Consider the following 20,923-nt stretch of genomic DNA (forward strand, 5'->3'; position numbering starts at 1 on the left):
CGGGTAAACCAGCATCCAGTCCAGGCACAGAGAGGTCCGAGTGAGCGACTACATTCTCCAGATGATGGGGATCACTAAATCCTTCCCCGGGGTCAAGGCGTTGCAGGACGTCACCCTGGCCGTTACCCGCGGGGAGGTCCATGCGGTCTGCGGCGAGAACGGGGCCGGCAAGTCCACCCTCATGAAAGTCCTCTCGGGCGTCTACCCGCACGGGACCTACGAGGGGGAGATCCTGCTGGACGGCGAGGCCGTTTCCTTCCGGGACATCAAGGACAGCGAACGCAGCGGGATCGTGATCATCCATCAGGAACTGGCACTCTCGCCCTACCTCTCGGTGGCCGAGAACATTTTCCTGGGCAATGAGCGCTCGGCCCGGGGATTCATCAACTGGAACGAAACCAACGTCCGTGCCGCCGAACTGCTCCGGCGGGTGGGGCTGGACATCAATCCGGTGACCCCGGCGGGGGACATCGGCGTGGGAAAGCAGCAGCTGGTGGAGATCGCCAAGGCGCTGTCCAAGGACGTCAAGCTGCTGATCCTGGATGAACCGACCGCCGCGCTGAACGATGAAGACTCCGCGCATCTGCTGGGCCTGGTCCGCGGCCTCCGCGAGGACGGCATCACCTGCATCATCATCAGCCACAAGCTCAATGAGATCCGGGCGATTGCCGACTCCGTCACCATCCTCCGGGACGGGCAGACCATCGAAACCCTCAGCCTGCACGGCGACGCCGTCACTGAGGAGCGGATCATCAAGGGCATGGTGGGCCGCGAGCTCACGAACCGCTATCCCGACCGGACGCCGGAGATCGGCGAGGAGGTGCTTCGCGTGGAGGACTGGACGGTCCACCACCCCCGCGAGCATGCACGGACGGTGATCCACAATGCGCAGCTTTCCGTCCGCGCCGGCGAAATCGTGGGAATCGCAGGACTGATGGGCGCCGGGCGCACCGAACTGGCCATGAGCATTTTCGGCCGGAGCTACGGATCCAACATCAGCGGGAAGCTGTACAAGAACGGCACGGAAATCACCGCTCGTACCGTGCCGGAAGCCATCCGGCACGGCATCGCCTACGCCACGGAGGACCGCAAGCGGTACGGGCTGAACCTCATCGAGGACATCAAACGGAACATCTCGGCATCCGCCCTGACCAAGCTGGCCACCAGGGGATGGGTCGACGGCGGCCGCGAAACCGTGGTGGCGCAGGACTACAAGCGCAGCATGAACATCAAGGCACCCTCCGTGGCAGCGGTGGCCGGCAAGCTGTCCGGCGGAAACCAGCAGAAGGTGGTGCTGTCCAAATGGATGTTCGCCGACCCGGATGTCCTGATCCTCGACGAACCCACCCGCGGCATCGATGTGGGGGCCAAATACGAGATCTACACGATCATCAACCGGCTGGCCGCAGAGGGCAAAGCCGTGGTGGTCATCTCCTCGGAACTTCCGGAACTGCTGGGGATCTGTGACCGGATCTACACCCTGGCACAGGGCCGGATCACAGCGGAGGTCCCCATCGCCGAAGCCACTCCCGAACGACTTATGCAGTACATGACCCAGGAAAAGGAATAACAATGGTTTCCACTCTCGCCGGCGAGGATCCGGCTCTCGGCACCAGGAGCCCCAAGACATCTCCGTTGGGGGACGCCGGACGGTTCCTGGCCGGCAGGCTGCGCCAGATCGGCATTTTCCTGGCACTGCTGGTCATCGTGACCCTGTTCCAGGTGCTGACCGGCGGCGCGCTTCTCCAGCCGGACAACGTGTCCAATATCATCGTGCAGAACAGCTACATCCTGCTGCTGGCCATCGGCATGGTCATGATCATCGTTGCCGGGCACATCGACCTGTCGGTCGGATCCGTGGCGGCTTTTGTCGGTGCCATGTCCGGGATCATGATCCGTGACTGGGGCATGCCCTGGTGGGCGGCCCTGGTGGCGTCCCTGGCGGTGGGTGCCCTGGTGGGTGCCTGGCAGGGGTTCTGGGTTGCCTACGTCGGCATCCCGGCCTTCATTGTCACGCTGGCCGGCATGCTCGTTTTCCGCGGATTGACGCAGATCATCCTGGGCAACCAGCGGATCACCGGATTCCCGGAGGAATACCGCCAGCTGGGCGGCGGATCCCTGTTCCCCGGCCTGTTTCCGCCGGAAACCAACCTCCTGGACTGGACCACCGTCGGGCTGGGCGTGCTGGCCACCGCACTGCTGGTGATCAGCCAGCTGCGCGGCCGGGCTGCCCGGACCAAGCTGAACCTCGATGACGAGCCCCGGGCCTGGTTCTTCACCCGGTTGGCCTTCAGCGCCGCCATTTTGCTCGGACTCACCTATCTGCTGGCCAGCTCACGGGGCGGCACGCCGATCGTCCTGGTGGTGCTGGGCATCCTGGTGATTGCCTACAGCGCCGTGATGAACCGTTCCGTTTTTGGCCGGCATGTCTACGCCAGGGGCGGCAACCTCCAGGCGGCGCACCTGTCCGGCGTAAACACCAAACGGGTGGACTTCCTCCTGTTCGTCAACATGGGCGTGCTGGCTGCCCTGGCCGGGCTGATCTTCACCGGCCGCCTGAACTCGGCCGGCCCCGGGGCAGGAAACCTGTTCGAACTCGATGCCATAGCCGCCGCATTCATTGGCGGCGCAGCCGTTACTGGCGGCGTGGGCACCATTGTGGGGGCGATCACCGGCGGCCTGATCATGGGCGTCCTGAACAACGGAATGTCGCTGTTGGGTGTGGGAATCGACTATCAGCAGTTCATCAAGGGATTGGTCCTGCTGCTGGCCGTCGGCTTTGACGTCTTCAACAAGCGGAAGGCATCCAACGCGTTGAAATAGCGTCCTCCAGAAGCCGTCGGCGGCGGACGTCCCTTACGGGGCGTCCGCCGCCTCTTTTGTGGCTTTCTTTTGTGGCTTTCCCCACGCCCAGAAAATGATGCCCGCCACATAAAAAGCCGCCAAAGCACCCCAAAACACCTTGTGACGAAGTCTACAAAATGAGGGTTGGATTGTAAGGGATCCGCTTATTTACGCGGATCTGCAGAACGTAACGATTTGAGCAGCGTTGATATCGATTTGATCTCGGTAAAAGCCTCCCCTACGTTGGTTAAGGCCCTGATCGAGGGCTGGACCGCCTGACTGAATCGAAGTCGGCGGCGGCCGGCACCAACCTGGTGCGGCCTCAAACCAGTAAGCCTGATGCCGCGCGTCCACTGTGCGTCGCCGCTGCGCGGCATCGACGAAGACCTCTATCACAATGGGGAAGGCGACGGCGTGAGGAAGCCCGGGGACGGGACGAGCGCAGGTGGAACCCGTGGGAGCAAAAGACTTATGAAGAACCAGAAGATCCGTCGTATCGTACGCCGCGGCCTGGCCACCGCCGCCATCACTGGTGCTGGCGCTGCCGGCCTTGTCGGCATGGCCGCTCCGGCCAACGCAGCCTCCATGGACTGGGACGCCCTTGCACAGTGCGAAAGCAGCGGAAACTGGGGGATCAACAACGGCAACGGCTTCTCCGGCGGGCTGCAGTTCACGCCGAGCACCTGGGCCGGCTTCGGCGGCACCGAGTACGCAGCCAACGCTGCCGATGCGACTCGGGAGCAGCAGATTGCCGTAGCCGAGCGGGTCCTGGCCGAACAGGGCCCCGGCGCCTGGCCTGCCTGCACCGCCAAGCTGGGCATGACCGGCGCTACTGCGAACCCGCAGGCTGCCCAGCCTGCTCCGGCCGCAGAGCCGGCCCCCGTAGTTGAGCAGGCCCCGGTTGCCGAGCCTGCTCCGGTTGAGCCGGCCCCGGTTGTCGAGGCTGCTCCGGTGGAGACCTACACCGAGCCCGCTCCGGTTCAGACCTACGTCGAGCCTGCCCCGGTTGCTCCGGCACCGGCCAGCGTCCCGGTTGAGGCCGTGGCTCCGGTTCAGACCCCGGCTCCGGCACTGTCCGGTGAGACCTACCTGATCCAGGAAGGCGACACCCTCTCCGAGATCGCCGAGAAGCTGGGCATCGAGGGCGGCTGGCAGGCCCTGTACAACGCCAACCTGGATACCGTTATCCACCCGGACCTGATCTTCACCGGTCAGACCCTGCAGCTGCCTGCCTAATCTCAGGCACTGCAATCCGCTTCCGGGCGGGTAGCTAAGCAGAACGGGCACTTCCGCGATTGCGGAAGTGCCCGTTCCGCTTTAACTGTGGTGGTCCAGGCGCCGGCTCACCCGCCGGCGATCGACTGCAGAACCAGCAGTTCGGCACGGTCCGGCAGCACCGTGGACGCACCATCCAGGTCCCGGATATCTTCGCCGTCCAGGTACAGGTTCACATAGCGGCGCACTCGACCGGTCTCGTCGCAGATGCGGCGGTACAGCCCCGGAAAATCCACCTGCAGCAGCGTCAGGACATCCGCGACCGTGACGTCCCCCGCCGTCCCATGTCCGCTTCCGGGACGAAGGGCCAACAGCCGCTGTCCGTCCGCGGCGTCGGCCAGTGCCGCTGGCAGCACCAGCCCGACGGCGGCCGTACGGCCGGGTGCGTCAAAGCGCGACGGCGCGGACACAGAGTACATCCGGAAGGTTGGCCGCCACCAGGGAAAAGGTTTCACCCTCGTCGGAGCTGGCGTAGACCTCGCCGCCACGGGTGCCGAAATAGATTCCGGCGGGATCGGCGTCGTCCACATCGGCGGCGTCGCGGAGCACCGCGTTGAAGTCATACTCCGGCAGGCCGGCGTCGAACCGTTCCCAGCTGCCGCCGGCGTCGATGCTGCGGTACACGGCAGGGCGGCCCTGCGGTGGATTGCGTTCTCCCGCCGAGCCCATCGGAATGGTCCAGATGGTGTCCGGGCGGGTGGGATGGGCGAGCATCACGAAGCCGAAGTCCGCAGGCAGGCCGTCCGCGATGGAAATCCACTCGCCGCCGGCGTCGTCGCTGCGGTACACCCCGCCATGGTTCTGGGCGTACAACCGCTGCGGGTTCCCGGCGTCGCGGGCCACCTTGTGTACGCACTGCCCGAATTCCGGATACTTCTCCGGCATGAAGTCCGCAATGATGCCGGAGTTGAAGGCGCCCCAGGTGTCCCCGCGGTCGTCGGACCGGTACACGCCGCCGCTGCTGATCGCCACGTGCACGGACTCGTCGCTCGGGCTTGGCAGGACAGTATGGGCGGCCGGCCCGCCGTAGCCGGCACCCCACTGGGTGCGGTGCGGGTGGTCCCACAGCCCACGCACCAGCTCGAAGTGCTTGCCCCCGTCCTCGGACCGGAACACGGAAATCGGCTCACAGCCGGCCCAGATGACGCCGGGCCGGTCCGCGCTGTCCGGGGCCAGCTGCCAGATGCGTTCCAGTGAGGCGCCGGTGTCCTCCGGGAAGGCAATGGCCGCCTGCTCGGGTTCCTGCCAGGTTTTGCCCAGATCATCAGAGATGGCGACATTCGTCCCCCACCACTCGGAGCGCACCCCGGCCAGCAGGCGCGGCGTCCCGCTGCGGGTGTCGAATGCCAGGGACGGGACCTCTGTCATGGCGAATTCCGGTCCGCGCACCTCCCAGTTCCGGCGGTCGGAGCTCGTCGCCAGCCACAGTCCCTTGCGGGTTCCGATAGCGACGACGGCCGGGACGCTGGGGCCGGTGGGCACGGTGGAGGGCACAGCGGTGGGCATCGCGTGGGGTACGGCATCCATGCGGTCATTCCAGCACCGAGGGACCGCCGGGACAAGCGTTTTTCAGGATCTGACCCTGGGGGGTGCGCAAAGGACGCGGCGGCTGCATGGAAATTCCAGCCCCGGGTGCGATAGACATGAAAGATGCTGTTGTTGCGGCCGGAAGCCCGGCATCCATGATCTACATCGATCCGCCGATGTGGCCGGCGCACTACACCCTCTTTTCCCACCTGGTGTCCGATGTCAGCCTGGCTGAGCTGCACGCCTTCACCCGGGCTGCCGATGTGACCGTCAGGGCCTTCGACGGTGACCATTACGACGTGCCCCGCGAACGTTATGACGATCTCGTATCCCGCGGTGCGGAGCCGGTCAGTGGCGGGCAGCTGGTCCGCATCCTTATTGCCAGCGGGCTGCGAATCCCGGCACGGGAACGCCCGTCCGCCCTCGCCGCACCACTGCGCCACCGGTGGAAACGGCTGCTCCCCGGCATGCCGGAGCCGGGCGAACTCCTGCTGGAGTGCTGGAACGAACCGCATCGCCGCTACCACGACCGCAGGCATCTGCTGCAGGTCCTCGAATCCCTCGACCTGCTCACCGGAGGCGATGTTCCCCGCCCGGTTGCCCTGGCGGCCTGGTTCCACGACGCGGTCTACACCGGCCGTCCGGGGGCCGACGAGGAAGCGTCCGCCCGGCTGGCGGAGCAGCTGCTGGTGCCTGCGGGTGTGGGCGCCGCAGAGGTGACGGAGTGCGCGCGGCTGGTCCGCCTCACCGCCACCCATGACCCTGATCCCGCGGACCGCAACGGGGCGCTGCTCACGGACGCGGACCTGGCGGTGCTGGCCCGGGAACCGGCCCGCTACGGCTCCTACCTGCAGGCGGTCCGGGCCGAATACGGGCACCTGTCGGAGGCGGACTTTGCGGCCGGACGACGGCGGGTGGTCCAGCAGCTGGCGGCGGCCGATCCGCTCTACCGCACGCCGGCCGGACGCGGGCTCTGGGAGGCGCAGGCCCGCCGCAACCTCGATGCCGAACTGTGCGGTGCGCTGAGCAGCGGACCCATATCCGCTGCACCCCTCGGCGCGGACCAGCCGTGAGACGGCAGGACAAAGCCGCCGGAACGGATGGACCGCCCACTGGACAGTTCACGGGACACCGCCCCGGCAGCAGCGGCTACCGCGGCGTCCTGGTGGGACTCGCTGCCGCCGGTGTGGCGACCTTCGCCCAGCTGTACTCCCTGCAGGGGGTCCTGCCGGAACTGGCAGCGGACCTGGACATTTCCGCTTCGACCGCCGCCCTGACCGTGTCCGCCGCGACCCTGGGACTCGCAGTTGCCGTGATTCCCTGGTCCGCCGCAGCGGACCGTTTTGGGCGGCTGCCCGTTATGCGGATGGCGATTCTGGCCGCAGTGGTGCTTGGCCTGGCCGTTCCCCTGAGCCCCAGCCTGCCGGTACTGCTGGGACTCCGTTTCCTGGAGGGTGCCGCGCTGGGCGGAATCCCGGCGGTGGCCCTGGCATACCTTAGTGAGGAAGTCAGCCGGCTCCATGCCGCCGTCGCCGCCGGAACCTACGTATCGGGCACCACCATCGGGGGTCTTGCCGGCAGGATCCTGGCCGCACCGCTTGCGGAACTGGTGAACTGGCGGCTGGGCGTAGCCGCCGTCAGCCTCCTGGCCGCCGGCGCCGCAGCCGTCTTTATGGTTACCGCGCCGCGTCAGCACGGCTTTGTCCCGGTGCGCCGCTCCGCCCCCGGCCACGGCCTGGCTGCCCGGCTGGCGGCCAATCTCCGCAGTCCCCGGCTGCTGGCCCTGTACCTGCAGGGTTTCCTGCTGATGGGTGGCTTCGTCGCGGTCTACAACTACCTTGGCTTCCGGTTGGGGGAGCCGCCCTTCGGACTGCCCTCGAGCCTGGCGAGCTCCCTGTTCCTTGCCTACCTCGCCGGCACCTGGTCCTCCCGGGCCGCCGGAACCCTGGCCGCCAAGCTCCGCGGCGGGCGGAAACCCGTGCTGCTGCTGTCCATTGGTGCGATGGCGGCAGGCCTGGCCCTGACGCTGGCCGACAATCTTCCGGCCATTGTGTCCGGTCTGCTGGTGTTCACCGCCGGTTTCTTCGCCGCGCATTCCATTGCTTCGGGCTGGACCCCGCAGCTGGCCCTTGAAGGCCGGGCGCAGGCCTCTTCGCTTTACAACCTCTTCTACTACACGGGCTCCAGCCTGCTGGGCTGGGTTGGCGGCTACTACTTCCAGCAGGATGGCTGGCCGTCACTGGTGCTCTTTGTGGGGGTTCTGCTGCTGGCAGCGGCAGCGGTGGCCGTCCTCGTCCTGCGCACCGGCGACGACGGCGGGGAGCGGACGCCGTCGTCGTCGAAAGTGCAGTAGTTACCGTTTCGGCCATCGAAAGTGCAGTACTTACCGGTTTCCAGCGGAAAACCAGTAAGTACTGCACTTTCGATTCCGGAGGTGCCCGAAACGTAGGCTGGAAGGCGTGAAGAGCGAAGCACACCTTTCCTCCCGGACGCTCAGCCGCCGGATCCTGGCCCTGGCCCTGCCGGCGCTGGGTGCACTGATTGCCGAACCTTTGTTCCTGCTGGCCGACTCCGCCATTGTCGGCCACCTCGGGGTGGCCCAGCTGGCCGGCGTCGGCCTGGCCTCCACGGTGCTGCAGACCGCCGTCGGGCTGATGGTTTTCCTGGCCTATTCCACCACCGGCACGGTGGCGCGCTACCTCGGCGGCAACCGGCAGGCCGAGGCGCTCGCCGCCGGACGGGACGGCATTGCCCTGGCGGTCGTGCTGGGCGTGGTGCTTTCCACGGCCGGGTTCCTGCTCGCTCCGCAGCTGTGCAGCGCCATGGGGGCCACCGGCGATGTGCACCGCTACGCCGTGGACTACCTGCGCTTCTCGATGCCGGGCCTGACCGCCATGCTGGTGGTCCTGGCCGCCACGGGAGTGCTGCGCGGGCTGCAGGACACCCGCACCCCGCTGGTGGTGGCCACGGTGGGCTTCGCCGTCAACATTGGGCTGAACTACCTGCTGGTTTACGGGTTCTCCCTTTCCGTGGCGGGATCCGCGCTGGGCACCAGCATTGCCCAGTGCGGCATGGCGGTGTTCTACCTGGCCGCGGTGGCGCGGATGGCCCGCTCGCAGGGGGTTTCCCTGCGGCCCGCCGCGTCCGGGATCCGGGTCACCGCCCACGTGGGGTCGTGGCTGATGCTGCGCACGCTGAGCCTGCGCGCCGCGGTGCTCGCCACCGTCCTGGTCGCCACTGCGCAGGGGCCGGAATCCCTCGCCGCCCACCAGCTGGTGATGACCGTGTTTACCTTCCTTGCCTTCGCGCTGGATGCCCTGGCGATCGCGGCCCAGGCCATGATCGGCAAGGAGCTGGGCGCCGGGGATACGGTGCTGGCCCGCGCCCTGACGCGCCGGATGATCGTGTGGGGGGTGGGGTTCGGCGTCATCACGGGGGCGCTGCTGGCCTTGGTGGCACCGGTGGCAGGAGTGCTCTTTACTAACGACGCCGGGGTGCAGCAGGCGATGACCGCCGGGCTTTGGGTCCTCGCGCTTTCCCAGCCGATCTGCGGGCTGGTGTTCGTGCTGGACGGCGTGCTGATCGGCGCGGGTGACGCCAAATACCTGGCCCTCACCGGGCTGCTGAACCTGGCTGCCTATCTCCCGCTGCTGATCTGGGTGCACTCGGCAGGCCTGTCCGGCACCGGCGGGATTGCCTGGCTGTGGGCGGCCTTCGCGCTTGGCTACATGAGCGCCCGCGCCGTGACGCTGTCGTGGCGTTCCCGGCGGGATGCCTGGATGGTCACCGGTGCCGCGGCCGCAGGCGCGAGCGACTAAGCTTGACGGTGGCCAACCGGCCATCACAACGGCGAAGTGAAAGCGGAGGCTCTGCAGTGGGCGCATCCAATCCCGGGGCAGCTTGGGGACCCATGCTGGTCCGTGCGGTGGTGGCCGCCGTTTACGGCGTGCTGACCGTCTTCTGGCAGGATCCCACCGAGCCGGTCCTGGCATACGCGGGGGGAGCCTTCCTGCTGCTCACCGGCGCCGCACTCTGGCCGATGCTGGCCGCAGCCCGTGGACACGGCAAGGTACGGGCTTTCCTGCTGGTTGAGGCAGTGGTTTATGTCCTGGCCGGTGCGGCCACGCTGGTACTTGCCTCCGCCGAGGCGTTCCGGGTGGCGGCAGCTGCCGCCCTCATCCTCGGTGGAGCCCTGGAAATAGTCCTGTGGGTGCGGAACCGGCGGGACTTCCTCCCGGCCCGCGACTGGCTGATCACCGGTGCGGCTGCGCTCGTGGCAGGTGTCCTGGTGCCGGCGTTCTACGACCTTGGTGTCCGCGCCCTGCTCGGAGTGACCGGTGGCGCGGCGATTGTCACCGCCGTGATCGTGGCCATTTCCGCACTGGGTGCCCGGCACGATTCCCGCACCGCCGCAGTGGAGCAGGCGTAGGCCGTAAACTAGGTAACGCGCGTGGTGCATTTACGCACCGATCCGCGCCACCCCAACACAGCAGGAGGCAATGATAGTGGCGAACAGCTCAACCGGCGGGCCGCAGAAGCGGAACTCCGTAAAGGCACCGCTGATCTTCTCTGCCGTGCTGGCCGTGATTGCCGGTGTTGCCACCATGATCTTCGCCACCGGGGGAGCGGAAAAGGAACTGCGGTTCGACCTCGGCCTCATCGCCGTCGGCATCGCGTTTATCGCCTCACTGCTGGTGTCTTCTCTGCTGCTTATGACGGAGAAGCCGAACCCCGAGCACCTCAGCCAGGGTTCGGGCATCAACCGCAGCTCCGCAAAGATTCCCGGCGGTGCCGGAAGCGTGGGCAGGCCGGCGACGCCGGCCCCGGTCGACGATGAGCCGGGAGCTCCCCGTCCCACCGATCCCACTGCCTGAGCGGTTCAGCTAGCCGAAAATCTCCCTGCCGATGTCCGTCGGCGCGCGAGCGGGCCTACTTTGCAGGTCGGTGGAGATCGTCGGTGCCGGGCCCCAGCAGGAGCTCGGCGGCGTCGGCGGACCGGTCGGTGACCGTGGTCGGCGACTCCAGGTGCACCGCCCCGGAGGGAACCATCCCCGCGCCGCCGAACCTCTCCATCACCCGCCACTGCGCCGCCACGTCCTCCCCGGCATGCCCGGAGGGCAGCTGGTCCCAGAACCCGAACCCGCCGCAGGCGAGCAGCGCTTCCCGGTCATAGAGGACGCAGGCCCCCACCCAGGCGATCCGGTACAGCTGCCATTCGCCGGACGGGATACCCAGTCCGGAAGCAATGTGCGCCAGATTGGCGGCGTTGTGCAGTGTCCAGCGGGAGAACCCTGGCTCGCCGCGGCGGATCCGTTCGGGCTGCACCTGGTTGTCTTCCCATATCTGGAACGGCTGCTGTTCCTCGGGCCGCCGGTCGGACAAATACGACAACCCCTGCACGGCCGCCCCCACGAAGCCGGCGCCGGAGGCCGCCAGCGCGGCCGTCAACCGGACCAGCATGTCCGGTTCCAGCCAGACATCGTCATCCAGGAAGAGGACCAGTGGTGCGCTGGCTTCCCCCAGCAGGAAATGCCGCTGTTCGGCCAGCCCGCGGGCGGGCAGGTGCCGCAGCAGCCGGACGGAGCGTCCCTGTGCCTGGAGGACACGGACCATGGCCTCCGCGGCGGGGTGGTTCCAGGACGGGACATCGGTACTTTGGTCGCTGATGACGACGTCGAAGCGGAGGCCGTCCTGGGCGGCCAGCCCGGCGAGGGTGACCGCAAGTTCGGCCGGCCGGTTACGGGTGGGAATCAACACGTCCAGGTCCGCCGGGTTGCCGGAACCCGGCGGAAGTGCCCAGTCGCCGGACCAGCGCCGGGTCACGGGGGAGCCGCCCCGGCAGGGCCCCCGTCAGTGCCGCCGGCGGGGTTGCGGGGAGGAGGAGCGGTGCCGCCCGCCCGGATCCGGGAGACCAGGGCAGTGGTGGAGTGGTCGGAGACGTAGTCCAGGATCCGCACGCGTCCGCCGCATTCCTCCACCACGGGGGTTTCGGCGAGCATCTGGGCGGAGTAGTCCCCGCCCTTGGCGTAAATGTCCGGCCGCAGTTCGCGGATCAGCGGAATCGGAGTGTCGGTGTCGAAAATGGTCACGTAATTCACGCAGCTGAGCGCGGCAATGATTCCGGCCCGGTCGTGCACCGGGTTAATCGGACGGCCGGGTCCTTTCAACCGCCGGGCGGAGGCGTCGCTGTTCAGGGCCACCACCAGGATGTCCCCGAGCTGCTTGGCCTGGTTCAGGTACCGGGTATGCCCGCGGTGCAGCACGTCGAAGCAGCCGTTGGTCAGGACAATCCGGCGCCCGGCAGACCGTTCGGCGGCCGTCCGGGCCAGGAGCTCGCTCTGGCTAAGCGCCGTGTCGGCAAAGCTGTCCAGGTGTTTTTCCAGGTCGGCGGTGCTGCACACGGAGGTTCCGGGCCGCTGGACCACTATGTCGGCGGCGTTCTGCGCGAGATCGGCGGCGGTGGACAGCGGCAGGCCTGCGGCCCGGGCCAGGGTCAGGCAGGCTACAAAGGTATCGCCGGCGCCCGATGCCTGCTTTTCCGCGGCGGGACGGGCCCAGGTGCGGTGGAATCCGCCGCCGGCGCTGATCAGGGCCGCTCCGTCCCGGTCCAGGGTGACTGCGGCTGCGGCGGTACCGGCAGCGGCCAGCAGGGCCGGAGCCGCGGCACGCACTCCTGCCGCACGGTCCGGCCCCAGGTCCCTGCCCAGCAGCAGGGCGGCTTCGGCGGCATTTGGTGTGACCAGGTCCGGGGCCAGACCGGACCAGGCAGCGGCGTCGTGCGCATCCACCACGGTCAGGCGGCCGCCCCGCAGCGCTATCAGGGCGTCACGGACACGCCCGTGCAACAGGCCGGTGCCGTAGTCGCAGACCACCAGCGCGTCGGCGCCCTCCACCAGCGCGGGGACCGAAGCGGCGAGCAGTTCTTCGGCCGCCGCCGGAAACCGGCCGCCGTCGTCGAGCCGGAACAGCACCTGCTCACCGGCGACTATTCGGTACTTGGTGGCAGTTTCGGCACCGGAATGCTGCACCAGCCCGGCCAGATCCACCCCCGCTCCGGAAAGGATCGTACGCAGCTGCGCGCCGGCCGCGTCGCTGCCGGTCAACCCGCCGAGCCGCACCCGCGCGCCGAGGCACTGCAGGTTCATGGCGGTGTTTCCCGCACCGCCCGCTGCGTAGTTCCGACGCTGGATATCAACCACGGGTGCCGGAGCTTCGCGGCAGAACCGCTCGGTGACCCCGGACCACCAGCCGTCCAGCATGACATCGCCGATGACTGCCACGCGCAGCGAGGCTGCCGCGATCCGGCCCGGCAGCCCCGGCGTCAGGCCGCGCACTTCTCCGGGCTGCGGGAAGTCCGTCATGCCGGGCTTGCCGGCGAAGCGGGGCCGGGGGAGGCCATATGGACCACCTTCACCAGGGAAAACTCGTCCAGGAGTTCCGGGCCGTAGCCGAAGCCGCGGCCGCTCCGGCGCCGTGGCTGCGCCGACCCGCCGGGAGCTCCGCCGAAGACGGCGTTGATCTTAACGGTGCCAACCTCCAGACCCGCGACCGCACGCTGCGCGTGGGCGATGCTGCCCGTCAGAACCGTGGCGGCCAGCCCGTAGTCGCCCTGCGCGGCGAGGCCAAGTCCCTCCTCGAAACTGTCCACCACCTGCACGGCAGCCACCGGGCCGAACGTTTCAGCATCGAAGACGTCCATCCCGGCCGAACAGTTCAGCAGGACGGTTGCCGGGTAGTGGGCGCCGGGTCCTTCCGGCACTACTCCGCCTTCGGCAACCGTGGCGCCGCGTGCCAGCGCCTGGGCTACCTGCCGGTGCACAACATCGCGGAGCCGGGTATCCACCAGCGGAGCCACGGCCCGGTCCACGTTGCGTTGCATCGCCTCGGCGGTGAGTCCGGCGCAGAACGCGTCCGCGATGCTGCGGTGGACGTAGATACGCTCCACCGACGTACAGATCTGGCCGCTGTTGCTGAAGGCCCCGACGGCGGCCTGTCCGGCTGCCCACTGCGGATCCACGTCCCCGTCCACCAGCAGCGGGTCGTTGCCGCCGTTTTCCAGGATGACGTGGGCTCCCGTCAGGGCCGCCGCCCGGGCAATCCGTTCCCCTGTCTCGCTGGAACCGACGTGTGCCAGGACATCCACTCCGGTATCCATGCTCAGATGGGCACCTACGTCTGCCCCGCCGGTGACGGTGGCAAGTACCCCGGCCGGGAAGACCGGGGCCAGGATCTCACCGAGCAGTTTCCCGGTGTGGGGCGACCGCTCGCTGGGCTTGGCGACCACAGTGTTGCCCGCGGCCAGCGCCGCACCGATCAGCCCGGCGGCCACTGCCACCGGATCATTCCACGGGGTAAGCACCACGGCGACACCGCGCGGCCCGGCCACTGTGTAATCGGCGGCCAGGACGCCGCCGCGGAGGCTGTGTCCCCGGTGCACCGGCCCGAGTTCGGCATACTGCTCCAGGGCCGCCACACCGGCGTGCACGCCGGCGAGGGCTTCGGCTTCCGGCCGTCCCGTCTCGCGGGTGTTCACCCCGGCAAGTTCGGCGGCACGCAGTTCCAGGGCGGCAGCGGCGGCACGCAGCAGCCGGCCCCGCTCCGCGGGAGCGGTGCCGGCCCAGCCCGGCAGCGCGTCCCGGGCTGCCGCTACGGCGGCCCGGATTCCGGCGCGGCTGGTCGGTTCCAGGCTGCCGACGACGGTGCCGTCCCGCGGGTCGAGGATGGTGATCAGGTCCGGCGAAACCGCTGTGCCCGGCGCAGTGGGGGAGGCCTTTGGGCGGATGGTGGTGGACATGTGCGCTCCTTGTCGCGTCGTACCGATCCTGTACCCGGATCCCCTGCCTTTCAGACACCCGGAGGAGCACACCGCGACTTGGAAGCGTTTACGGAACGGCGAGTGAGGACAGCGACGTGAGCGGAACCGCTTTCGGCCTTTCCGCGGTGCTGTGCACTGGAACAGAAACTCCCTCTGCCGCTGACCGGAGCAGCGATTCCATGATGTCGAGGACGTGATAGGCGAGCTGGCCGTTGGCACGGTGCTGTTCACCGGCCGGAGTGAGGGCCATGTCGGCCAGGCCATAACCGCGGCCCGCGCCAAGGTAGCCTGCGCTCGCGGGGAGGCTGTCCCACCCGTTGTCCCGGCCCGCAATCGTGCAGATGGACACATCGCCGTCGAAGTAGTTGGGATCAGGGACGGTCAGACTGGCCGCCTCGCCATGTACCTCGATGTTGGAAGCACGGGTATTCACCGCATCGAAGCTCATGATCAGCGTGGACAACGCGCCGGAGTCATGGACCAGCACCCCGGTGACATGGGTATCCACGGAGACAGGTACTGATTCGCCGATGCGCGGACCCGACCCGATGATTCGGTGGGCCCGGGTGTGGCTGGCTGCTCCGATCACCGAACTGACAGGGCCGAGCAGGGTGACCAGGGCCGTGACGTAGTACGGGCCCATGTCCAGGAGCGGGCCCCCACCCGGAACGTAATAGAAGTCCGGGTTGGGATGCCACCGTTCGTGGCCGGGGGTGACCATTGTTGCGACGGCAGAGATAGGGCGGCCGATCAGGCCGTCGTCGACGGCTTTGCGGGCGGTTTGGATCCCCGTGCCGAGCACCGTGTCGGGAGCACATCCCACCCGGACGCCGGCGTGCTGCGCCAGGTCGAGGACGTGCCGGGCCGAGGCCGTATCCGCGGCCAGGGGTTTTTCGCCGTAGACATGCTTTCCCGCAGCAATCGCCTGCGCCGCGACCTCGGCATGCGCGGCAGGGATCGTGAGATTAAGGACCGTGTCTATGTCCGGATTGGCCAGCAGTTCATCGACGGTCATCGCGCGGATGTTTTCGGAGGACTCTGCGACGGCGACTGCGCGGCGGTGGTCCAGGTCGGCGACCGCCTGGAGGCGGATGGACGGCAGGGAGGGAATCGTTGCGAGGTACTGCGACGCAATCGCTCCGCACCCAATCATTCCGACATTCAACGGCTCGCCCACAGCAAACCCCTTTCGATGATCTGACGCACGTTGGCGTCGTCGAGAATCTCCACGCGGTGTCCCGGCGTGGACACGAAGATCCGGCCTTTGCCCCATTGCCTGGTCCAGATGGCGGGGGAGGTTACGGGCCGGTTCCACGGGTCCCATTCGCGGACCGCCTGCGTCGTGGTTGCCAGGACGTCGATGTAGTCGTCCGTGAGCACCCAGTACTGCTCAGTGACGAGGTCGAAGTCCCCTATTCCGGCCGTGATGGGGTGGTTTGCGGCGGCCGGCAGCATATTCACCCGGTACGGCACGTAGTTGTCGGACTGTTCCCCCGTCCGCTCGTCCGGATGCTTGCCGGGGTGGCACGCGAACTGTCCGCCGATCAGGTGGAGGTAGTCGGCTTCGTTGCGGTAGGAATCAGCGATGCCGCCGTGCCAGCCGGCCATCCCGGTGCCGGCTTCTATGGCCGTCCGGAGCCCGTGGAACTCGTCTTTTTCGATGGTGTTCATCGTGTTGCACTGCACGATGAGGTCTACCCGGCCCATGTAGCCGGCGTCCGCATAGACCTTGGGCGATTCCTCAATCCGGATATCGAACCCCTGGTCCTCGAGGAACGGTAGAAACCTTTCCGTCGCTTCCACGGGTTGGTGGCCGTCCCAGCCGCCGCGGACGATGAGGGCCTGTCTGTTTTTCATGGAGTCTCTTTCATGTGGATTGGATTGGCCGCTCAAAGGTGCTGCCACAGCGATTCGGCCCCGGCGCTCTGTTCCACGGCGTGCAGGATTGTCTGGACCTGCAGTGCTTCCGCAAAGGACGGCGACGGCGTGCGGCTGGCGGAGACGGCGTTTACGAGGTCCACGACCTGATGGGTGAACCCGTGCTCGTAGCCCAGGCCATGGCCGGAGGGCCACCAGTTTCCGGTATAGGGGTGCTCCGGTTCGGTCACGTTGATCGTCCTGAACCCGGCCGTTTCCGGCGGTTCCGTGCCGTCGTAGAACTCCAGGGAGTTCATGTTCTCGAAGTCGAAGGCCAGGGATCCCAGGCTTCCGTTGAGCTCCAGGCGCATTGAGTTTTTCCTGCCCAGCGCGAAACGGGTTGCCTCGAAAACACCGAGCGCACCCCCCTCGAACCTGGTGGTGAAAACAGCGGCGTCGTCGACGGTCACCGGCCCTTTCCCGGCGTCGCTGGCCCCCGCGCCGCCAAGGCCCACGAGGGTGCCTCCGATGGGCCGTTCGTGGACAAAGGTCTGCAGGTGCCCCGAAACGCTGACGATCCGCTGTCCGGAGACATACTGGGCCGCGTCGATGCTGTGGGCGCCGATATCGCCCAGGGAACCGGATCCGGACCTGCTTTTGTCCAACCGCCAGGTCAGCGGGGCATTCTCATTCGACAGCCAATCCTGCAGGTACTGGGCACGGATGTGCCGTATGGTGCCGATCCTGCCCTGCTCCACCAGACTCCGGGCAAGCGTGAGGGCGGGGGTGCGGCGGTACGAAAACCCGCACATGGCGAATACCCCGGAAGCTTCGGCGGCCTCCGCGGCGGCTGCCATCCGGTGGGCTTCCTCCACCGTGTTGGCCAGTGGTTTTTCGCAGAGTACGTGTTTGCCTGCCGCCAGGGCGGCGATGGCTATTTCGGCATGGGCGTCACCGGGAGTGCAGATGTCGATGAGGTCGACGTCGTCGCGCTCCACCAGTGCCCGCCAGTCCGTTTCGGTGTCCCGCCACCCCATTTTCTCTGCGGCGGCCTCGACGGCGGATTTGTTCCGGCCCGCGAGTACAGCGAGTTCCGGGCGCATCGGCAGATCGAAGAAGCGCGGGGCGGTGCGCCAGGCATGTGAGTGCATGGCACCCATGAAGGCGTACCCCACCATGCCTACCCGAAGGGAGGGCTTTGACGCTGCAGCCACCGCCCCGGTGTTCCCCCCGCTCACTTGTTGAACCCGGCAGTCAAGCCGCTGACAAGCTGACGGCGGGCAAAGGCGTACAGGGCCACCAGTGGAAGCGTGGACAGCACCACCGCGGCGAGGACCGCCGGCACATTGACGGTGAATTCGTCCTGGAAAGTCCAGAGGGACAGCGGCAACACCCGCATTTCCGGGCTTTGAGTGAGGATGAGCGGGAACAGGAAGCCATTCCACACATTCAAGGCGTTATAGATGGCGATCGTGACTACCGCGGGACGGACCAACGGGAGCGCGAGGCGCCACATCATGGTGAATTCGGAACAGCCGTCCAGCCGCATTGATTCGAACAGTTCCCTCGGCACGTCCCGCAGGAAATTCGACAGGATCAGGACCGAGATTGGAATGGCGAATGCTATCGAGGGAAGGATCAGGGCCAGCAGGGAGTCATAAAGCTGGGCCCTGGTGATCATGAAATAGATCGGGACGATGGTCGCCTGCAGCGGAATGGCCAGCCCGAGGAGGAACAGTTTGTGGGCTGAGGCAATGATCCGGCCGCTTCCCCGGACCACCGCATAGGAGGCCATAAAGGACACGGCGACTGCCGGAACCACGCTGCCCAGCGTCACGATCACACTGTTGGTGAAGTACCGGACGAAGTCCGCCTCCAGGACAGTCCGGTAGTTCGCCAGTGTTGGGTCGGTGGGCGGCGCCAACGGGTTACTCCCGAAAAACCCTGCCTGGTTCTTCAGGCTGGTAATGACCACGTAATAGATGGGGAGGACGATCAATGCCAGCCAAACCCAGCCGCCAAGCCCTCCGAGGAAATTGGGGGTGACCTTGCCGCCCCGGTGTCGCCTGGAGGGCGGCGGAACGGGTTCGTGCGTCTTCGCTGACTCGGTGACCAGTGCCATCAGGATCCTTCCAGTTGGCTGGCGCTGCGGTTCCTGCCGCCGAGCCGCTGCAGGATGAGGGCAAGCCCCAATCCGATAACGACGAGGATGACCCCGAGGGCGCTGGCTGCCCCCATGTCATTGGCCCGGAAGCCCGTGAGGTACATGTGCAGGGGCAGGAGCCGCGTGGAGTATCCCGGGCCGCCGGCCGTGAGGACAAAAATCAGGTCGAAGTACGCCAGCGATCCGAGGACCATGAGGGTCGAGGAAGTGATGATGGTGTACTTCAGCTGGGGCAGCGTGATGTGGAAGAACTGCTGCATGCGCCCCGCCCCGTCGATCTGGGCGGCTTCGTAGAAGGACGCCGGAATCTGGCGTACCCCTCCCTGGTAGATCAGCGTGTGCAGGGGAACAAACTGCCACGCAATAACAAAAACGACGACGAACAGCACCAGATCGGAGCTGCCCAGCCAGTCCTGGGCGAGGACCGGAATGCCCAGTCCCGGCCCGACACCGAAATTGGGGTCAAGCAGGGCCCGGAAAGCGATGGCCACTGCCGCCGACGAGAGCAGGAGGGGGACAAAGTACAGGATGGCCAGCAGGGCCCTGTAACGGTGGTTCCCCGCCGTGAAGACCCCCAGCAGGAGACTGACTGGAACCTGCACGAGCAGGGAATAGACCAGGATCTTCAGGGTGACGATGAGGGCGTTCAGGGTCACGGAATCGGTAAGCGCAGTCCGCCAGCTCTCCAGGCCGCCAAAGGTGATCTCGCCCAACCCGTTCCACCGGGTGAAGCTGAGGAAGACGACGCCGAGGAGGGGAATCACGGCAAACGTCAGGAAGAAGACCAGGGCCGGAACGACCATCCACGCCGAGGGACCCTCGGCCCGGGCACCCCGCACGGGGATGCCCGGCTTGGGCTTCAGCAGGGTACTCATTTGCCCAGGGTTGCGTTCATGTTCTTGGCAAACTGTTCGGGGGTAATCTCGCCCAGGAAGATCTGGTCGAGGTTTGCGAGCATTGCGTCACCCTGGGCGGGGCTCAGCGCCTGGTCCCAGGAGAGCTGGAAACTCGGGGCGTCCTGCGCCAGACCGTAGACAAACTGGACAAAATCCTTGTCCTCCGAGGCTTCCAGCTGTTCTTCAATGCCGTTGACCGCGGGAACGGCCCCCGAATCGATCATGGCCTGGGTGTATTCCTCGCTGAACAGCCCGCCCTTCAGGTACTCGAGTGCCGACTCTTTCTGCCCGTCGGAAGCCTTCGAGGAGATGGACCACATATTTGCCGGGTTGCCGACGATGTTCGCCGGATCGCCCGCGCCACCTTCAACGGCGGGGAAGGGCACGAAACCGACGTCGCCCGATTCGACGAATTCGGGGGCGTCGTTCTTCAGGTTCTGGTAGACCCAGCCGCCGTGCAGCATCATTGCCGCCTTGTCGGTGTAGAGCAGGGCGCTGTCGGCTCCGGCGTCGGCAGCGATGGAGGAGAAGCCGTTAATGAACCCCCCGGCGTCGGTCAGTTCCTGGATTTTCGTGAGTGCTTCGATGACGGCGGGATCGGACCATGCGTTCTCCTTGCCGTCGAGGATCGCCTGGAACACCTCGGGACCGCCGATGCGGTCCACCAGGTAGGACAGCCACATGAGGTTGGGCCACTTGGACTGGCCGGCCAGCGCGAAGGGTGCAATCCCCGCTTCGTTGAACGTCGGCACCAGTGCCATGAGTTCTTCCCAGGTCTCGGGGGGTTCCACTCCGACCTTCTCGAAGACTTCCTTGTTGTAGTACAGGACCACCGGCTGCATGTTGTTGTTCGGCAGGGCGTATGTCTTGCCGTCGATCACGCCGTTTTCCAGCACCGAGGGAATGTAGCGGTCCTTGACCTCCGGGTTGTCCGCCAGGAACTGGTCCAGGTCGGTCACCTGGCCGGCGTCGATATAGGACTTCAAGACGCCGCCGCCCCATCCGTAGATAAAGGTCGGTCCTTCGCCCGCGCCTATTGCAGTGCGGACCTTGGTTTTGTAGGCATCATTTGCGAAGAATTCCTGGTTGATGGTGTTATCCGGGTTGTCTTCGTTCCAGGTCTCGATCGAGGAGCGGAAGATGTCTTCACTGCTCCCCGTGAGTGCCCACATGGTCGGGGCATCGGAGTCCGCGGCGGGATCACTGGGTCCGCTCGATCCACAGGCCGAGAGGCCGACTGCCAAGGTGAGTGCGGAGGCCGTTGCGAGAAGAGAAGTACGTGTTTGCATGTTTATCAGTTCTTCCGTAAGTCGACTCGGCCAGCGGCACTGCCGGCAGAGATGGGCGGTCAACTCCGCGGGTACACGGCCGTTGACCGCCACACTGCGGAAGAGATATCGAAATATTTTCGATAAAAACAACTAACAGGCGTAAAGTTAGCTACATCACATACCGGCGTCAAGGGTTTCTCTTTTCTTTGTTCCTTCAGGGCCCTGCGCCGCTGCTGGAACGCCGGGCCCAGGATGATTCCGCAGAGGGTGGGCT

At 66.6% G+C, this 20,923-nt stretch carries 19 protein-coding genes; 8 read left to right on the top strand and 11 right to left on the bottom strand.

Going from position 1 to position 20,923, the window contains the following annotated elements; all coding sequences use genetic code 11:
• Positions 1-61: 61 nt before the first annotated feature.
• From mmsA to QNO03_RS12060, 3 genes are all read left to right on the top strand, one after another.
• Positions 62-1,570 (top strand): multiple monosaccharide ABC transporter ATP-binding protein, encoded by a 1,509-nt coding sequence (gene mmsA / locus QNO03_RS12050; protein WP_502874589.1) that lies wholly within the window; start codon positions 62-64, stop codon positions 1,568-1,570.
• Positions 1,571-1,572: 2 nt separating this feature from the next.
• The gene (gene mmsB / locus QNO03_RS12055) at positions 1,573-2,823 is read left to right on the top strand and encodes a multiple monosaccharide ABC transporter permease (protein ID WP_229945983.1); all 1,251 of its coding nucleotides are present in this window, start codon (positions 1,573-1,575) and stop codon (positions 2,821-2,823) included.
• Between the two features lie 492 nt (positions 2,824-3,315).
• A complete protein-coding gene (locus QNO03_RS12060; RefSeq protein WP_289603454.1) occupies positions 3,316-4,080 on the top strand; it encodes a transglycosylase family protein in 765 nt (254 codons plus the stop codon).
• 107 nt (positions 4,081-4,187) lie between these two features.
• On the opposite strand, the gene QNO03_RS12065 is transcribed toward QNO03_RS12060, so the two are convergent.
• Both QNO03_RS12065 and QNO03_RS12070 read right to left on the bottom strand, forming a co-directional pair.
• Positions 4,188-4,529, bottom strand: coding sequence for a MoaD/ThiS family protein (locus tag QNO03_RS12065; protein ID WP_289603455.1), 342 nt, complete (start codon positions 4,527-4,529; stop codon positions 4,188-4,190).
• A complete protein-coding gene (locus QNO03_RS12070) occupies positions 4,507-5,625 on the bottom strand; it encodes a WD40/YVTN/BNR-like repeat-containing protein (protein WP_289603697.1) in 1,119 nt (372 codons plus the stop codon). The genes QNO03_RS12065 and QNO03_RS12070 overlap by 23 nt, the downstream gene beginning before the upstream one ends.
• A gap of 176 nt (positions 5,626-5,801) precedes the next feature.
• Here QNO03_RS12070 and QNO03_RS12075 point away from each other — a divergent pair, with 176 nt between their 5' ends.
• From QNO03_RS12075 to QNO03_RS12095, 5 genes are all read left to right on the top strand, one after another.
• Positions 5,802-6,719, top strand: coding sequence for a DUF4031 domain-containing protein (locus QNO03_RS12075; RefSeq protein WP_289603698.1), 918 nt, complete (start codon positions 5,802-5,804; stop codon positions 6,717-6,719).
• On the top strand, positions 6,716-7,999 hold the full coding sequence (locus QNO03_RS12080) for an MFS transporter (RefSeq protein ID WP_289603456.1): 1,284 nt from the start codon (positions 6,716-6,718) through the stop codon (positions 7,997-7,999). Before QNO03_RS12075 ends, QNO03_RS12080 begins: the two co-directional genes overlap by 4 nt.
• Positions 8,000-8,105: 106 nt before the next feature.
• Positions 8,106-9,464 carry an MATE family efflux transporter gene (locus QNO03_RS12085; protein WP_289603457.1) on the top strand — a complete coding sequence of 453 codons (1,359 nt, stop codon included), beginning with the start codon at positions 8,106-8,108 and terminating at the stop codon, positions 9,462-9,464.
• A 56-nt stretch (positions 9,465-9,520) separates the two neighbouring features.
• On the top strand, positions 9,521-10,075 hold the full coding sequence (locus QNO03_RS12090; protein WP_289603458.1) for a DUF308 domain-containing protein: 555 nt from the start codon (positions 9,521-9,523) through the stop codon (positions 10,073-10,075).
• A gap of 76 nt (positions 10,076-10,151) precedes the next feature.
• A complete protein-coding gene (locus QNO03_RS12095) occupies positions 10,152-10,520 on the top strand; it encodes a hypothetical protein (protein ID WP_502874584.1) in 369 nt (122 codons plus the stop codon).
• A 55-nt stretch (positions 10,521-10,575) separates the two neighbouring features.
• On the opposite strand, the gene QNO03_RS12100 is transcribed toward QNO03_RS12095, so the two are convergent.
• The 9 genes from QNO03_RS12100 to QNO03_RS12140 all read right to left on the bottom strand — a co-directional run bounded on the left by QNO03_RS12100 (position 10,576) and on the right by QNO03_RS12140 (position 20,667).
• Positions 10,576-11,469: a glycosyltransferase family 2 protein gene (locus QNO03_RS12100; protein WP_289603460.1), complete on the bottom strand. Its 894-nt coding sequence runs from the start codon at positions 11,467-11,469 to the stop codon at positions 10,576-10,578.
• Positions 11,466-13,007 (bottom strand): D-glycero-beta-D-manno-heptose 1-phosphate adenylyltransferase, encoded by a 1,542-nt coding sequence (gene rfaE2 / locus QNO03_RS12105; RefSeq protein ID WP_289603461.1) that lies wholly within the window; start codon positions 13,005-13,007, stop codon positions 11,466-11,468. Before rfaE2 ends, QNO03_RS12100 begins: the two co-directional genes overlap by 4 nt.
• Positions 13,004-14,440 (bottom strand): aldehyde dehydrogenase family protein, encoded by a 1,437-nt coding sequence (locus QNO03_RS12110; protein WP_289603462.1) that lies wholly within the window; start codon positions 14,438-14,440, stop codon positions 13,004-13,006. The genes rfaE2 and QNO03_RS12110 overlap by 4 nt, the downstream gene beginning before the upstream one ends.
• An 88-nt stretch (positions 14,441-14,528) precedes the next feature.
• Positions 14,529-15,638: a Gfo/Idh/MocA family protein gene (locus QNO03_RS12115; RefSeq protein WP_289603463.1), complete on the bottom strand. Its 1,110-nt coding sequence runs from the start codon at positions 15,636-15,638 to the stop codon at positions 14,529-14,531.
• Entirely contained in the window at positions 15,623-16,318 is a 696-nt protein-coding gene (locus QNO03_RS12120; RefSeq protein WP_229946009.1) for a ThuA domain-containing protein, read from the bottom strand. The genes QNO03_RS12115 and QNO03_RS12120 overlap by 16 nt, the downstream gene beginning before the upstream one ends.
• A gap of 32 nt (positions 16,319-16,350) precedes the next feature.
• Positions 16,351-17,496, bottom strand: coding sequence for a Gfo/Idh/MocA family protein (locus QNO03_RS12125; RefSeq protein WP_289603699.1), 1,146 nt, complete (start codon positions 17,494-17,496; stop codon positions 16,351-16,353).
• A gap of 56 nt (positions 17,497-17,552) precedes the next feature.
• On the bottom strand, positions 17,553-18,440 hold the full coding sequence (locus tag QNO03_RS12130) for a carbohydrate ABC transporter permease (RefSeq protein WP_289603464.1): 888 nt from the start codon (positions 18,438-18,440) through the stop codon (positions 17,553-17,555).
• Complete coding sequence (locus QNO03_RS12135; protein ID WP_229946011.1) at positions 18,440-19,357, bottom strand: carbohydrate ABC transporter permease; 918 nt, start codon at positions 19,355-19,357, stop codon at positions 18,440-18,442. Before QNO03_RS12135 ends, QNO03_RS12130 begins: the two co-directional genes overlap by 1 nt.
• A complete protein-coding gene (locus tag QNO03_RS12140; RefSeq protein WP_229946013.1) occupies positions 19,354-20,667 on the bottom strand; it encodes an extracellular solute-binding protein in 1,314 nt (437 codons plus the stop codon). The genes QNO03_RS12135 and QNO03_RS12140 overlap by 4 nt, the downstream gene beginning before the upstream one ends.
• Between the last annotated feature and the right edge of the window lie 256 nt (positions 20,668-20,923).

This window comes from Arthrobacter sp. zg-Y877, assembly GCF_030373105.1.
Lineage (GTDB): Bacteria > Actinomycetota > Actinomycetes > Actinomycetales > Micrococcaceae > Arthrobacter_B.